15 protein-coding genes are annotated in these 14,727 nt (G+C 38.7%); 5 read left to right on the forward strand and 10 right to left on the reverse strand.

The window, feature by feature from the left end:
- The first annotated feature begins 40 nt into the window (after positions 1 to 40).
- The gene (locus AC4G3N_RS15000) at positions 41 to 274 is read left to right on the forward strand and encodes a DUF1128 domain-containing protein (protein ID WP_066108582.1); all 234 of its coding nucleotides are present in this window, start codon (positions 41 to 43) and stop codon (positions 272 to 274) included.
- A 46-nt stretch (positions 275 to 320) separates the two neighbouring features.
- On the opposite strand, the gene AC4G3N_RS15005 is transcribed toward AC4G3N_RS15000, so the two are convergent.
- From AC4G3N_RS15005 to motA, 3 genes are all read right to left on the reverse strand, one after another.
- Positions 321 to 839, reverse strand: coding sequence for a type 1 glutamine amidotransferase domain-containing protein (locus AC4G3N_RS15005; RefSeq protein WP_066108283.1), 519 nt, complete (start codon positions 837 to 839; stop codon positions 321 to 323).
- A 271-nt stretch (positions 840 to 1,110) separates the two neighbouring features.
- On the reverse strand, positions 1,111 to 1,878 hold the full coding sequence (gene motB / locus AC4G3N_RS15010) for a flagellar motor protein MotB (RefSeq protein ID WP_066108285.1): 768 nt from the start codon (positions 1,876 to 1,878) through the stop codon (positions 1,111 to 1,113).
- Positions 1,847 to 2,662 carry a flagellar motor stator protein MotA gene (gene motA, locus AC4G3N_RS15015; protein WP_066108286.1) on the reverse strand — a complete coding sequence of 272 codons (816 nt, stop codon included), beginning with the start codon at positions 2,660 to 2,662 and terminating at the stop codon, positions 1,847 to 1,849. The genes motB and motA overlap by 32 nt, the downstream gene beginning before the upstream one ends.
- Positions 2,663 to 3,089: 427 nt before the next feature.
- On the opposite strand from motA, the gene AC4G3N_RS15020 reads away from it, so the two are divergent.
- Complete coding sequence (locus AC4G3N_RS15020; RefSeq protein ID WP_066108289.1) at positions 3,090 to 3,548, forward strand: C40 family peptidase; 459 nt, start codon at positions 3,090 to 3,092, stop codon at positions 3,546 to 3,548.
- A 187-nt stretch (positions 3,549 to 3,735) separates the two neighbouring features.
- Here AC4G3N_RS15020 and AC4G3N_RS15025 read toward each other — a convergent pair whose 3' ends face one another.
- The 5 genes from AC4G3N_RS15025 to AC4G3N_RS15045 all read right to left on the reverse strand — a co-directional run bounded on the left by AC4G3N_RS15025 (position 3,736) and on the right by AC4G3N_RS15045 (position 9,463).
- Positions 3,736 to 3,981 carry a DUF2164 domain-containing protein gene (locus tag AC4G3N_RS15025; RefSeq protein WP_490553116.1) on the reverse strand — a complete coding sequence of 82 codons (246 nt, stop codon included), beginning with the start codon at positions 3,979 to 3,981 and terminating at the stop codon, positions 3,736 to 3,738.
- A 151-nt stretch (positions 3,982 to 4,132) separates the two neighbouring features.
- Positions 4,133 to 4,882: a pyruvate formate-lyase-activating protein gene (gene pflA / locus AC4G3N_RS15030; RefSeq protein ID WP_066108295.1), complete on the reverse strand. Its 750-nt coding sequence runs from the start codon at positions 4,880 to 4,882 to the stop codon at positions 4,133 to 4,135.
- Between the two features lie 99 nt (positions 4,883 to 4,981).
- Entirely contained in the window at positions 4,982 to 7,240 is a 2,259-nt protein-coding gene (pflB, locus tag AC4G3N_RS15035; RefSeq protein WP_139892733.1) for a formate C-acetyltransferase, read from the reverse strand.
- A gap of 332 nt (positions 7,241 to 7,572) precedes the next feature.
- A complete protein-coding gene (locus AC4G3N_RS15040) occupies positions 7,573 to 7,731 on the reverse strand; it encodes a hypothetical protein (RefSeq protein WP_175354311.1) in 159 nt (52 codons plus the stop codon).
- 91 nt (positions 7,732 to 7,822) lie between these two features.
- Entirely contained in the window at positions 7,823 to 9,463 is a 1,641-nt protein-coding gene (locus AC4G3N_RS15045; protein WP_491090495.1) for a M20/M25/M40 family metallo-hydrolase, read from the reverse strand.
- Positions 9,464 to 9,611: 148 nt separating this feature from the next.
- Here AC4G3N_RS15045 and menC point away from each other — a divergent pair, with 148 nt between their 5' ends.
- Positions 9,612 to 10,736, forward strand: a complete 1,125-nt coding sequence (menC, locus tag AC4G3N_RS15050; RefSeq protein ID WP_491090497.1) for an o-succinylbenzoate synthase — start codon at positions 9,612 to 9,614, stop codon at positions 10,734 to 10,736.
- Positions 10,737 to 10,795: 59 nt separating this feature from the next.
- Positions 10,796 to 11,011, forward strand: a complete 216-nt coding sequence (locus tag AC4G3N_RS15055; protein ID WP_066108303.1) for a YczO family protein — start codon at positions 10,796 to 10,798, stop codon at positions 11,009 to 11,011.
- A gap of 588 nt (positions 11,012 to 11,599) precedes the next feature.
- Here the strand turns inward: AC4G3N_RS15055 and AC4G3N_RS15060 are convergent.
- Positions 11,600 to 12,175 (reverse strand): beta-class carbonic anhydrase, encoded by a 576-nt coding sequence (locus AC4G3N_RS15060; protein ID WP_066108306.1) that lies wholly within the window; start codon positions 12,173 to 12,175, stop codon positions 11,600 to 11,602.
- Positions 12,176 to 12,343: 168 nt separating this feature from the next.
- On the opposite strand from AC4G3N_RS15060, the gene AC4G3N_RS15065 reads away from it, so the two are divergent.
- Entirely contained in the window at positions 12,344 to 13,480 is a 1,137-nt protein-coding gene (locus AC4G3N_RS15065) for an amidohydrolase (protein ID WP_066108308.1), read from the forward strand.
- Between the two features lie 28 nt (positions 13,481 to 13,508).
- Here AC4G3N_RS15065 and megL read toward each other — a convergent pair whose 3' ends face one another.
- The gene (megL, locus tag AC4G3N_RS15070; RefSeq protein ID WP_066108311.1) at positions 13,509 to 14,693 is read right to left on the reverse strand and encodes a methionine gamma-lyase; all 1,185 of its coding nucleotides are present in this window, start codon (positions 14,691 to 14,693) and stop codon (positions 13,509 to 13,511) included.
- Positions 14,694 to 14,727 lie beyond the last annotated feature (34 nt).

Below are 14,727 nucleotides of genomic sequence, written 5' to 3' on the forward strand. Positions count from 1 at the left end.
CGAATTCCATGGAATGATATTTCTATCTAGTGCGGAAGGGATGAATGAAGTGGCAGATTTATCGGTTAAATCCACTGAGAATATTAAAATTATGATTAATGGCATCCAAGAAAAATTACAAATGATCAACAGTTCAGCTATGCGTGCAGACAGCTTTAATGATAGCTCCTATGAGGATTTACTGGAGATATATGAAATGGTCATGTCCAAGGACCGCTTCAGCCCTAGTGAAATGCAAGCAATTGTCGAAGAGATTGGCAAATTGAGAAAGTAAATAGGCAATAAAAGCTCCTCTGTTCATTGAACAGAGGAGCTTCATTTTATTTGGACAGCAATGCAAGGGATTCTCTGTTGAAAGCTGGGATATCATCAGGCTGTCTGCTTGTTACTAATTGTTCTCCACATACAAATACCTCTTCATCATGATAAGTGGCACCTGCATTCTCGAGATCAACTTTAATTGATTTATAACCTGTTGAATCTCTTCCTTCCAGCGCTTTTGCAGTAATCAACAATTGCGGACCATGGCAAATTGCGAATACTGGTTTCTTTGCGTCCATGAATTCCTTGGCAAAAGAAACAAAACGATCGTCTCCTCTTAAAATGTCAGGAGAGAATCCACCCGGAATAAATAAAGCATCAAACTCATTCGCTTTTACCTCATCAATGCCCTTTTGAATTTCCACCGTTTCTTTTCCTTGCTTACCTTCAACATTTTGTCCACTTTCAAAGCCGATGGTTACTACTTCATGACCAGCTTCCTTATAAGCCTTAGCAGGGTCTGTATATTCTACATCTTCAAACATATCCGTTATGACACATGCAATTCTTTTACTCATACTATCAATCTCCTTTTTTGAAAAATAATAGTTACAGTTTCATCTTTCCCTCGGCAAAATTTTCATAAACATTCTCTTTTATCTAATCAAGGAATATAAAAACAGTGTGAATGATATTCACACTGCCTAAGTCATTCGCTTAGAGATTTCCACATTTCCCTAATAAACTTCACCGTTTTACAATGTCTTCAAAATCTTTGAACTAATCCTCATCCTACCTAACAATCAGATACCCCCTCTAAATTCATTAACCAACCTAATGGATAATCCACTACTCACCAATTAATGTTTTACGGGGCATGATGAGGATTTCTACGCGTCTATTTTTCTCCCGCCCACTGTCAGTGGTATTAGGCGATACTGGTTTAAATTCTCCAAAGCCTTTTGCACTAAACCATTCCGGTTTTAATTTTTTATTATCTTGAAGAAGCTTCATAAAGTTAACAGCTCTCATAACGCTTAATTCCCAATTTGACTCAAACTCTGCATTACGAATCGGAACATTATCCGTATGTCCGCTAATGATAATATTTCTGGGAGGTTCCATTACAAGCAGTTCAGATATTTCCTTGGCAATTATTTCATCTCTCTCTCTGACCATTGCGATCCCCGAATCAAACAATACATTATCACGAATGGTTAACAGCAACCCTTCCTCTGTCAGAGATGTCTCTAAATTGGATTTTAAATGACTGTCATTAATATAAGTATCTATTTTTTCTTGGACTACCTTTAATTCTTCCAATTCAGGGCTGGCTTCCTCTGTTCCTTCTTCTTCTTCCCCATCAAATTTCTCTGGGTCTGTTTCTGCCATCATCCCTTCAGGCATCGGGCTCGGATGCTCAAAAACACCTGTTCCTCCATCTAATGCTTTATTAAAGGCTCGTGATAGTTCAGAGAACTTTTGGGCATCTACAGAACTCATAGCAAATAAGACAATAAATAACGCTAATAATAAGGTTAATAAGTCACTATATGGGAGCAGCCAGGATTCGGACATATGCTCCTCATGCTGAGATTTCTTTTTTCGCCTGGACATTGTTTCTCATCTCGCCTTCCAACCACTTCTTCCTTTCCGCAGCAGGTAAATAAGAAGATAGTTTTTGCTCTATTGTCCTTGGTGCTTCACCTTCTAATATAGATAGAATACCTTCTACCATCATCTCTTTAATACGTACTTCCTGTTTAGATTTTCTCTTTAATTTATTCGCAAACGGGTGCCACAATAAATATCCCGTAAAGATTCCCATCAATGTAGCAACAAATGCTGCACTTATGGCATGGCCCAGTATCTCTGTATCACTCATATTGCCCAAGGCTGCAATTAATCCTACTACTGCACCTAATACCCCGAGGGTCGGAGCATAGGTACCAGCCTGTGTGAAAATCTGAGCCCCAACAGCATGCCTTTCCTCCATGGCATCTATTTCTTCTGAAAGGATGTCGCGAATATAATCTGCACTTTGTCCTTCAACCGCCAAATTCAAGCCGTTCCTTAAAAACGGATCTTCAACTGATTCTGAAATTTTTTCTAGCGCCAGCAAACCTTCTTTACGAGCTGTTTGTGCCCAATCGCAAAATGTATGAATTAATTCTTCCGTTGAGACCATTGCTTTTTCTGAAAAAATGATGACAAATAGCTTAGGAAGCTTAATCAATTCATTAACTGGAAAAGCAACTAATATAGCTGCAGCCGTTCCTAAGAAAATGATTAATATAGCAGCTGGATTGACGAGAACTGCGATATCAACACCTTTAAGCACCATTCCAACACCTACTGAAACGATGGCCAACATAATCCCTATGATTGAAGACTTGTCCATATAATTCACCCGTTTTCTACTATTCTTTTATCTCTTCTAGTATCGACATTTCAATAAATTCCTTAACACTAATAAGCTTTTAAAAAGATATGAGAATCAATTTTAGGTAAAAAGACATAAAAAAAAGTGATGAAAACATCACTTTTTTTAATCGATTAAGAGTTGAATCAACAATTACAGATACCTTGCAATAGCAATTCTGAGGAGAATGACTTAACTTTATCCCCTCTATCATTTAATCTTCCATGAATATAATATGGGGTTTTTTAACAAATATGTCGAAGTAACCAAATTTCTGTAATATTTTTGTAAATTAAATTCAATAATGCTGTAACCATAGAAACTAGTATTTTAGTTATAGTAAAAAAGTAGAGAAAAAGGCGGTAAGATTTAACAATGCTGCCAAAAAAACATTTCGGGGGTCACTATGAAAAAAATAATTATTGCTCTTGCTATTTTTCTGTCATCCACGCTTGTGCCATTTGGACCATTTGAATCTAAAGCCTCAGCCGCTATTTCGACAAGTAAAGCTAACAAAGTTGTTTCAACCGGGAAAAAATATGTAGGAACGCCTTATCGATACGGCGGAACAACACCTAAAGGATTTGACTGTTCTGGTTTTGTGGGGTATACCTACAAAAAAGCGGCAGGAAAGAAACTTCCAAGGACCTCAACCAGTATGTATAAACAGGGGAAAAAGATCGCTAAATCTAAGTTAAAAAAAGGTGATTTAGTTTTCTTTAATACTTCTGGAAAAGGAGTTTCCCATGTAGCAATCTATATTGGCAGCAACAAAGTCATTCACTCTGTATCTAAAGGTGTAAAAATAGATTCATTAAGCTCTTCATATTGGAAGAAGCGTTATGTAGGTGCTAAAAGAATATAAACTCTATTTTCCAGGCGGACATCCTTCGCCTTTTTATTTTGCCTTTTTTTTACCCACTTGTAAAAAGTGTAGACCTTTTCATCGAGTATAGCTTGCATACTGTCTTAACCAGTCAGCATCTCACTTGATGGTATTTCACTATAGACTCTGATCTCTCCTTCTCTTTTCAGGAAGGTTTTTAAAGCATCTATTTTTTTATTGGTCGCATTAATGCGTATAAGTCTTCATCCAAACGTGCAGCATATGCTTCAGCATGTTTCCCTGCATCCTTCACTCCAGCATTGTAAAAATGAGGTCCTAACGTTTCTGTGAAAAACTCTAAAATATTCTCAGCAGCCAGTTCTCCAATCTCTTCATCACGCTCTTTTTGAAAATATTGTTGAATTTGACCAATTATCCATCTTTTATCTTCTGCTTTCCAATTGATTAGCAATTGTACCCCTCCTTTGAAATTTACTTTATCTTTCATTTATAACAAAAAAATAGTAGGATATAAACCTTCATGTGGTTTATCCTACTATTTTTTAAGCGCAACACCTATTGTTTGTGCCTTTAATTATTTAATTTAGTCTTCGCTCTACTTTTCAAGCTGGCTTTTTCATATACTTGGTTAGCATTTTGTAGGCATGCTCTACTTGTTCATCACTAGGAGATTGGATTCCCGCCAGTGGATATTTGTAGCCAAGTGTTTCCCATTTATAAACACCTAATTGATGATATGGTAAGATTTCTACCTTTTCAATATTATTAAGTGTACCTAAGAATTGACCCATTCTTTCCAAGTATTCATCCTGGTCATTAACCGTTGGAACTAGTACGTGTCTAATCCAAACCGGTTGTCCTTTGTCAGAAAGATAACGGGCGCAATCCAAAATATGTTCATTCGGTTTACCAGTTAGCTTAATATGGCGTTTGCTATCTATGTGTTTAATATCCAGTAGGATTAAGTCTGTATATTCAAGCAGTTCATCGAATTGCTCTAAAAATTCTGGTGATCTCGAAAAACAGCCAGCTGAGGAATCAATGGTCGTGTGAATTCCTCTTTCCTTACATAATTTAAACAGTTCTATGATAAAAGGAATTTGCAACAGCGGTTCTCCGCCGCTGACGGTAACTCCCCCGCCTGATGCATCCATGAATGGTTTATATAATTCAATATCTTTAACGATTTCTTCAGGACTCATTTGCTTGCCTGTTCCAATTGACCACGTATCGGCATTATGGCAATATTGGCAGCGCAACAAACACCCTTGCGTAAAGACAATGTAGCGGATCCCCGGGCCATCTACTGTGCCGCATGTTTCAACGGAATGTATATTTCCATATGTTGTCATGAGATCCCATCCTTTCTTTTCTAAAAATATCCAAGTAGAAGTTAAAAGTTAGTCTCCCTGCTAATACAGGGAGACCTCCTAGTAACAAGTACTTCTATATTACATAGTTTCGTGGAACGTACGATTGATAACGTCAATTTGTTGCTCACGAGTCAACTTGATGAAGTTAACAGCGTATCCAGATACACGGATTGTTAATTGTGGATACTCTTCTGGATGTTCCATAGCAGCTAGCAATGTGTCACGATTGAATACGTTGATATTCAAGTGGTGACCTTCCTTGGAAGCATAACCATCCAAGATTGCAGCAAGGTTCGCTTCACGTTGCTCTTCTTCACGTCCAAGTGCTTTTGGCACCATAGAGAATGTGTTAGAAATACCGTCTAAAGAGCAATCGTATGGAAGCTTAGATACAGAAGATAGAGAAGCTAGAGCACCTTTTGTATCACGTCCGTGCATTGGGTTCGCACCTGGTGCGAATGGTTCGCCAGCGCGACGTCCATCTGGAGTGTTACCAGTTTTCTTACCATATACTACGTTAGAAGTAATTGTAAGAATGGATTGTGTGTGCACAGAGCTACGGTATGTTTTATGCTTTTTCAATTTAGTCATAAAGTTACGAACAAGCTCAACAGCCATGCTATCTACGCGATCATCATTGTTTCCGTATTTAGGGAAATCACCGATGATTTCAAAGTCAACTGCTACACCATTTTCATCACGGATTGGTTTAACTTGTGCATATTTAATCGCACTTAATGCGTCGGCTACTACAGACAATCCAGCAATTCCCGCTGCCATTGTGCGAAGGATTTCAACATCATGTAATGCCATTTCAATACGCTCATAGCTATACTTGTCGTGCATGTAGTGGATTACATTCAATGTATTGATGTATAGCTCTGCAAGCCATTCCATTGTGCTATCGAAGTTAGCCATAACTTCATCATAATCTAACACGTCAGAAGTAATTGCTTTGAAGTTCGGTCCAACTTGAATTTTAAGTTTTTCATCCACCCCACCGTTGATTGCATAAAGCAATGCTTTTGCAAGGTTTGCACGTGCTCCGAAGAATTGCATTTGTTTACCGATACGCATTGCGGATACACAGCAAGCAATACCGTAGTCATCGCCGTATTCTCTGATCATGATGTCATCGTTTTCGTACTGAATCGCACTTGTTTGGATAGACATTTTTGCACAGAAACGTTTGAACCCTTCTGGGAACTTCGTAGACCATAATACAGTCAAGTTTGGTTCTGGAGCTGGTCCAAGGTTTGTTAATGTATGCAAGAAACGGAAAGAGTTTTTCGTTACAAGTGTTCTTCCGTCTAATGCCATACCACCGATTGATTCTGTTACCCAAGTAGGGTCTCCACTGAACAATTGGTTGTAATCAGGTGTACGAGCAAATTTTACAAGACGAAGCTTCATAACAAAGTGATCGATGATCTCTTGTGCTTCTTGTTCAGTTAATGTGCCTTCACGAAGGTCACGTTCGATATAAATATCAAGGAAGGAAGATGTACGTCCTAGTGACATCGCTGCACCGTTTTGTTCTTTAATTGCAGCAAGGTAAGCAAAGTATAACCATTGTACTGCTTCTTTTGCATTTGTAGCTGGTTTAGAGATATCATAACCATAAATCTCAGCTAATTGTTTTAATTCACCTAAAGCACGGATTTGCTCGCTTAATTCTTCACGTTGACGAATAACTTCTTCGGACATTGTTCTTAATCCGTAGTTTTTCAAATCTTTCTTACGTTCAGCGATCAAGAAGTCTACACCGTATAATGCTACACGACGGTAGTCACCGATGATGCGTCCGCGTCCGTATGCATCTGGAAGACCAGTGATGATACCAGCCTTACGAGCAAGCTTCATTTCATCCGTATAAGCATCGAATACACCTTGGTTATGTGTTTTGCGGTAATCAGTGAAGATTTTTTGCACTTCTTCATCTACTGTGAATCCGTAAGATTCAGCTGCAGCTACCGCCATACGGATACCACCGAATGGTTGAAGAGAACGTTTGAATGGTTTATCTGTTTGGAAACCAACAATTGTTTCAAGTTCTTTATTTAAATATCCAGGACCATGTGATGTAATAGTAGAAACAATTTTAGAATCAAGATCAAGGACGCCGCCTGCTTCACGTTCTTGTTTAGTAAGTTCCATTACTTGCTTCCATAATTCTTTTGTAGCTTCTGTTGGGCCTTCTAAGAATTCATCGTTTCCTGTGTATGGAGTGATGTTTTTCATAATGAAGTCACGTGTGTTAACTTCATTCTGCCAATCTCCGCCAGCAAAGCCTCTCCATGCATCTTTTTTAGTTACATTATCCATAACCATTGCCATTTTATTTTACCTCCTAATATTACGTTCAGGAATATTATTTCAAATTTCTAGATGTTCAGCTTTTTTAAATTATATAACAGCTTTCTATACTCTTATAATACACATTATATGTGAAAAAGTGAACATGTAAATTATGACAATCTGGTGAAATCGAAAACAACGTTGTTAAATCAATCTTTTCTTTCTATTTTCTAATAATTCTAATATCAGGAACCCTTGACAGTAAATAAAACTGTTATAGTAAAATCCACTCTGAAAGCTAAACTGTACTATAAAAGGCATCTGTTCTTAAATACAGATGCCTTTATAGATACCATTATATAACAATTCTGTCATTTATGCACGTCTGATCTATTTTTAAAGGCTTCCTTCGTCACAATATATTGTTCGTGGTTTGTATGTTGTTCCTGATTTCCACCCGTTTCAGCATGGTGAGGAAAATTCCCAGGATGACTTTTACGTTTATGATTAAAACCTTTACCTCTCGCCATAATCCTACCTCCTTCCCTTATTATCATTTTCTACAGAAAGGCGAGAATTATGGCAGGTAAGTTGAGGCAATATAGTACAAAAAGAACATCATTATTGGCAGCCATAGACCACTTGTTTAAGCAATTTGGGAACAACCTCAGTGGAAAATGGAATATGCAGCCTTTCTGTACGTTTGTGTGCGTCCTTACCATATGGACCGATATTTACGGCTGGTATATCCAATTCCCCAATAATAGAAAGCGGAAGATTATACCCCTTCCCGTATAGAGGCATTTCATTTTCTAACACCGGCATCACTAAATCACGATCACGTAAACGGCAATAGCTTACATCGGAAAGCCCTGGAAAATAAGACATGATCTTTATTTCTTCATTAAATTTCTCTTTAGCGATCCTAACGCAGTGCTCTACTATACCTTTTGCTTTCTGATCCCTTTCATCATCTTCCAAATAAACGTGTGGATAATAAGGTGGAGCGAGCATGATCATATAAAAAGGGGCCTCTGATTTGAAAAACGCTGCCACTACATCTGCAATTTCAGCTGTTAATTTGGCCATATTCATGCCTGCGTCCTGTTCGAGCAATGCAATCTTTGCGTTTATTTCTTTCATAAACATATGGCCATATTCTCTACAGCCTTTATCAAATAACTCTTGATAAGTATATACACTGGGCTTAAGGTTAGGTTTTCTTGAACCATGTCTTCCATACCCAAGTAAATCATAAATATTTGATAACCGTCCTTCTATATACCTGCTGCTATCTTCGCCAATATCTTTCAGCTTGTTTATGACTTCTTCCGGATTTTGCTTTAGCGTAAGGATATTAGCTAGTACATATGCTGCAGTTGGCGTTTGGACATTATATGCTTCTTTTAGATCCATTAATTTTAAGATCGTAGGCAGAGGATTCTGTTCCCCGCGTTCTTGTTCTAAAAAGGCTAAGGATAACTCCAGTCTTTCCGCTATCACACCTGCCATCCAGGCGGCATTCATGCCCTCAAGCGGTTCGCCCACATGTGTTTCAGTTCCTACACAAAAAATTAAGGGCAATAACTTACCCACAGATCCTGTATAAAAATATTTTGTACGGTCTCCTGGATATGCACCAAAACTCGGCTCCGAGCAAATGGCCACTTCCAAATCCAGTTGATATTGGTCCTTGAGTCCCTTAATCAACTCAACTCCCGCAAACATTCCGGCCGAATATCTCTCTTCATCCGGTGTAGCTAAAAATAATAGGTTATGTTTCAAATTGCCATGTTCGGCAGCTTCTGATAGTAAAGCCATCTGAATAGCAAGTCCGGCTTTCATATCCATAATTCCTCTTCCAAAGATCCACTCTCCAGACTTCAAATCCTGCTCGGCATCAACTGAAAGGTTTTCCTCTGCCATTGCACTTGTACATTCCAATGGTGAAAAAGCGAGCGGTGCAAGGCGTCCGTAATCTTCAACCCCAACTACATCATAATGGCTTAAAAGTATAATTGTTTTTTTACTCGTTTTACTACCTTGATAAAACGCAGCAACTGCTTTTCGATTTAATAGATCTCCTGTAATTTCTTTTCTGTATATTTGATCGGGGTAATTTTGAAAATAAGGCATTTCCTTAAGGATCGCAGAAATTTCGTCCTCCATACGCAGCTCACCTCTTGTTCCCGTTACACTTGGCACTTTTACAAGGCGGTATAATAACTCCAAAATCCCTTCCTTTGTATTCCAATGCCCCATACCTTATCCCCCCACTTTTTCTATCTTTTTCTAAAATTATAGCAGTATTTGGTAGAATATTCAGTTAAATATTAATAGTATAGCTCTCTATTTTGCCGTTGCTAATTAGATATGTTACGGTATTCTTACAATTAAAGGAGCGGTTACAATGGATATTTCTATCAATATTAAAGAGATTACTCTCCACTATATTTCAATGGAACTAAAGAATTCCTTTACTACTAGCTTTGGAAGCTTGAAGGATAGAGAAATGATTATTATTGAAATGGTTGATTGCGACGGTATGGTTGGGTGGGGTGAATGTGTTGCCTTCCGAGAACCTTGGTATACGGAGGAAACACTCCAAACTGCTGCACATATTATGAAAGATTTTTTAATCCCCAAACTCATCCAGCAGCCAATCTATCATCCGGATGAACTTCAGCATCTTTTTTCTCCCGTTCGCAAAAATCCAATGGCTAAATCGGCTCTCGAAGGCGCAATTTGGGATTTATATGCGAAGAAAAATAATAAATCCTTATCGAGAGCTTTAGGTGGAACTAAAAATGAGATTGAAACAGGAGTTAGTATTGGACTGCAGACCTCAGATGAACATTTATTTCGCCTGATTGATTATAGCCTTGAGCAGGGATATAAGAGAATTAAGCTTAAAATCAAACCCGGTCAGGACATCTCTCTTATTCGGACAGTTCGTAGGAGATACCCACACTTACCCATTATGGCTGATGCAAATTCAGCCTATTGTTTAGCAGATATGGACCTCCTAAAAGCGCTGGATGAATTTGATTTAATGATGATTGAACAGCCGCTTCGTTTTGACGATTTTTATGAGCATGCCATTCTTCAGCAACATATCACAACACCGGTATGCCTGGATGAAAGCATTCAATCATTCGAGAACGCCAAACAAGCAATTGCTCTGGGTAGCTGCAAAGTGATTAATTTGAAAATTGGACGAGTCGGCGGTTTATCAGAAGCCATTAAAATTCTTCATCTTTGTGAAGCCAATAATATTTCCGTTTGGTGCGGCGGTATGCTTGAATCTGGAATTAGCCGAGCCCATACGATTGCACTGGCTTCCATGCCACAGGTTAATCTGCCTGGTGACATTTCGAGCTCCAGCCATTATTGGGAGCAAGATATCACGTCCCCTAGCGTGATTGTCGAGAACGGTGTCATTCAAGTTCCTGAACAAGCCGGAATGGGTTTTGAAGTTAATCGAAAATGGCTAGCCCATTACTCAACTCACAAAGAGTCCTTCACTTCCAAATAATGTGTATTCTTATTCTATAGGGGTATAGAATAAGAAACGAACAATGGGAGTGAATACACATGACAAAGGAAAAACCATTATCGAAGAAAAAAATGGACAATCCTGAAAACTCAATGACTGACAAAGAGCATATGCTCGATAGATTTGAAGATGAACAGCATGTAGACACCATTCCTATCGAAGATTTACGAGAAGAAAATCTTGAAGAAAAAGATAAGACTGCTACGAAGAGCACTTCTTCCAGCGAAAAGAAATACGAGCCCGAAAAACAGTAAGCATGGAGCCAGTTTATCTGGCTCTTATTTATTTCGCCTTTCCAAAAATCCCCTAGCTAATATCCCTCTGTAAACACCGTAATTAAATTCAAAAATATTCCTCAAAAAGTCATCCAAGACCCTCTATATTTCTTATACAAGGGGGGGTTCTAAGTAGGCCAATAAAGTTCAAAACATACTCAATCCGCTTACAGCCAAATCTCAAAGGATTGCAACAGAGATTATCCGAATATCCAGCTTTACACAGGAAAGTTCTGCATCCTCACAGGAGATTCTCGCTAATATCAAAGAGCAAAACCAGCTAATAACCGGTATTTCTCATAGCTTTAATGAACTTGATAATCTAGTTGAAAAACTGGATGGATTAGTGCAGATTTAAATAAAAAACCCGCTATTCATGTTTACGCAGCACCTATTCGATGCGGATTCATGATTGACGAGTTTTTAAATTACATATTAATGTAACTCGTCGTATTTAGTCCCTATCGTTAAAGGACTTCAACAAATGTCTAATACTAACTATTCTTTAATATGTCGCAGTCCCTTTAATCAAAAAATGACGTGTCCCCACGTCATTCATTAATAAACTTATTCCGATTTCACTTTTTCATATCCATTGACGACAACAGATAATTCCCCGGTCGATGGATGAATAACCATTCCCGTTACTGGTATATATGCAGGCATTAACGGATGATTCTTAACCAGATTAACACTTTCCGTTACGCTTTCATGGACATTAGAGAAGCCCTTAACCCACTGCTTCACATCTATTCCTACATGCTCCAAAGTAGAAAAGGTCTCATTAGGTACTCCATTATCAGTCATTTGTCCAATCAATTGATTTGGATCCATGGCAGCCATACCGCAATCCTCATGGCCTACAATAAATACTTCTCTTGCTCCCAATGCATGAATTGCCACAATGATGGAACGCATCACACCGCCAAATGGATGATTTACGATTGCCCCGGCAGTCTTTATAATTTTGACATCTCCGTTAGCAATATTCATGGCCTTTGGTAACAACTCAACCAGCCTGGTGTCCATACAGCTTACTATAACCATTTTTTTATCGGGAAATTTAGTGGTCTCATATGGCAAGTATTCTTCCTTGTTTACAAATTCACGATTATAAGCAAGAATTTCATCTAATGTATTCATTTATTTCTCCCCTTCATACAGCCTTAAATCCATTGTACCTAAGTATTTATAATAGTTGAAATAATATACAATTTCATCCGAAGGAAACTTTCAACAAAATATGCGTACACTATCATAACAGGTTACTAAACAGTATTGCCGGACAACTAATGAAAGGATCCATATACTTTGAAGACAAAACTTAGGCAACTTGAACCCTATATACATTCCATTTTTGAATATTTACACTCACATCCTGAGATAAGCTGGAAAGAGCATGAAACTGCAGCCTTTATTGAAAAGCGATTAATCGAAGAAGGGGTTAAGTGTAACGCTTTCCCCTCATTTCCCGGTTTAGCTGCTGAAATAGGCTCCGGCAAGCCAGTCATTGCTTTACGAGCGGATATGGATGCCCTTTGGCAGGAATGTGATGGAACCTTTAGAGCTAATCATTCATGCGGACATGATGCGCACATGTCAATCGTTTTGGGTGTAGCCTTGATGCTCAAAGAATTGACTGAGACTGAAAAAGAAAAAGGAACAGTTCGATTTATCTTTCAGCCGGCAGAAGAAACGGGTGAAGGTGCCAAGGCTGTAACGAATCTTGGAATTGTAGATGACGTTGATTATTTATACGGTCTCCATCTTCGTCCAATAGAAGAGCTGCCTCTTGGCATGGCAGCTCCTGCGATCAATCATGGGGCAACCTACCATCTTTCAGGAAAAATCATTGGAGAAGATGCACATGGAGCGCGGCCTCACTTAGGGACAAGTTCAATAGATGTCCTAATTATGATGCATCAGCTGCTTCAACAAATTAAACTGTCGCCGATGAAACCACATTCCATCAAAATCACCAGATTCGAAACAGGTAATGAAAATTTAAATGTTATACCAGGTACTGCTTTGTTTGGAATTGATGCCAGGGCTCAATCAAATGAAGACCTGAACATCATTAAAGAGCAAATAAAGCAAACCTTTGCTCAATTAGAATCAATCTTCCGCATTCATATCCAACTAGAACCATATCCAGATACACCGGCTTCCATCATCTCCGCCAAGGCGGCTCAGTTTATGGAAAAAGCTATTTTGGATACAATGGGGCATAAAGCATTAAGCCCTACAGTGTTAACTCCCGGAAGTGACGATTTTCACTTTTATACGAAACTTCGCCCTTCCATAAAAGCAACCATGCTGGCACTTGGTGCTGATTTAACTCCCGGACTTCATCACCCAAATATGACATTTGATCGTTCCTGTATAATAGAAGGCATCGAAATCCTAACAAGAGCTATTCTCCATACGTTAAAGGCTGAATCTCTATAATAAAGATTCAGCCCCTTTATAGTTATACCTAATCATTTCCCAGCGCTTGTTTTATATCCCCCCATAGATCTTGCCAGTTTTCCAATCCAACGGATACACGCAGCAATTGGTCTGTAACACCCATTTCCAATCGTTCAGATTCCGGAATAATAGCATGAGTCATTGAAGCCGGGTGACAAATCAATGTTTCAACATCACCTAAGCTGACTGCAATTTTAATAAGCTTCATCCTGTTAAGGAAGGCTTGTGCATCCTCTTTACTGCCTTTTATTTCGAAAGCGATAATCCCTCCTGGCTGACGCATTTGTTTCATAGCTGCCTCATATCCAACGTTTTGCTTATCTCCAGGATAATAAATCCGCTCAACTTTTGGATGTTCTTTAAGCTTCTCATAAATTTTTTGAGCATTTTCGCTATGACGGTCCATCCGAATTGGCAAGGTTTTGATTCCCCTTAACAATAGCCATGCATCAAAAGGCGCCATAATTCCCCCGACGTCCTTTAACATTGTTTTTCTAACGCGTGATATGAATTCACGGGAACCCGCAGCCAAGCCCGCTACAACATCCCCATGTCCGCAAATATATTTTGTTGCACTGTGTACAACTATGTCACATCCCAGCTGAAGGGGCTGTTGCAAGTATGGCGAAGGAAATGTATTGTCCACAATGACAGGGATCCCATTTCTTTTAGCCACCCGTGCCACCATTTCCAAGTCAATGACTCTCATAGTTGGGTTTATTGGCGTTTCAACAAATATACACGTTGTTTCAGGTTTAATTAACTCCTGTATTTGTTCCTCTGTTTCCATCGGACTAAAGTCATGATGGATGTTATACTTCTCTTTCATCATGACTAATAAATCGAATGTACAACCATAAATACCGAGTGAGCATAGAATATGGTCATTTGCCTTGGTAAGTTCCATTAAAACAGCTGATACAGCAGCCATACCAGACCCAAATGCAATTCCTTCCTCAGCTCCTTCCAATACTGCTATCTTCTCTTCTAATGAGCGTACGGTTGGATTGCCTAATCTCGAATAGATAAATCCATTATCTGTACCGGCAAATCGCTGTTCCCCCTGTTCAGCAGATTCAAATGTAAAGGTGGAAGTTTGATAGATTGGCATAGAAAGGCTTCCTTGATGTTCGTTTGATTCATATCCGGCATGGATAGCTGCAGTTTCAAAGTGGGTATATTTCTTATTCATATAGCTCCCCCTATTTCAAATGTAAAAAATTTCA

It is taken from the genome of Bacillus sp. z50 (assembly GCF_058313585.1).

Bases quoted from the DNA above. Each gene is read 5' to 3' on its own strand.
- motB (WP_066108285.1), bottom strand. From the start codon at position 1,878: ATGTCCAGGCGAAAAAAGAAATCTCAGCATGAGGAGCATATGTCCGAA.
- AC4G3N_RS15055 (WP_066108303.1), top strand. From the start codon at position 10,796: ATGACAAAGGAAAAACCATTATCGAAGAAAAAAATGGACAATCCTGAA.
- pflB (WP_139892733.1), bottom strand. From the start codon at position 7,240: ATGGCAATGGTTATGGATAATGTAACTAAAAAAGATGCATGGAGAGGC.
- AC4G3N_RS15045 (WP_491090495.1), bottom strand. From the start codon at position 9,463: ATGGGGCATTGGAATACAAAGGAAGGGATTTTGGAGTTATTATACCGC.
- AC4G3N_RS15040 (WP_175354311.1), bottom strand. From the start codon at position 7,731: ATGGCGAGAGGTAAAGGTTTTAATCATAAACGTAAAAGTCATCCTGGG.
- menC (WP_491090497.1), top strand. From the start codon at position 9,612: ATGGATATTTCTATCAATATTAAAGAGATTACTCTCCACTATATTTCA.
- pflA (WP_066108295.1), bottom strand. From the start codon at position 4,882: ATGACAACATATGGAAATATACATTCCGTTGAAACATGCGGCACAGTA.
- AC4G3N_RS15000 (WP_066108582.1), top strand. From the start codon at position 41: ATGAATGAAGTGGCAGATTTATCGGTTAAATCCACTGAGAATATTAAA.
- AC4G3N_RS15005 (WP_066108283.1), bottom strand. From the start codon at position 839: ATGAGTAAAAGAATTGCATGTGTCATAACGGATATGTTTGAAGATGTA.
- AC4G3N_RS15020 (WP_066108289.1), top strand. From the start codon at position 3,090: ATGAAAAAAATAATTATTGCTCTTGCTATTTTTCTGTCATCCACGCTT.
- megL (WP_066108311.1), bottom strand. From the start codon at position 14,693: ATGAATAAGAAATATACCCACTTTGAAACTGCAGCTATCCATGCCGGA.
- motA (WP_066108286.1), bottom strand. From the start codon at position 2,662: ATGGACAAGTCTTCAATCATAGGGATTATGTTGGCCATCGTTTCAGTA.
- AC4G3N_RS15060 (WP_066108306.1), bottom strand. From the start codon at position 12,175: ATGAATACATTAGATGAAATTCTTGCTTATAATCGTGAATTTGTAAAC.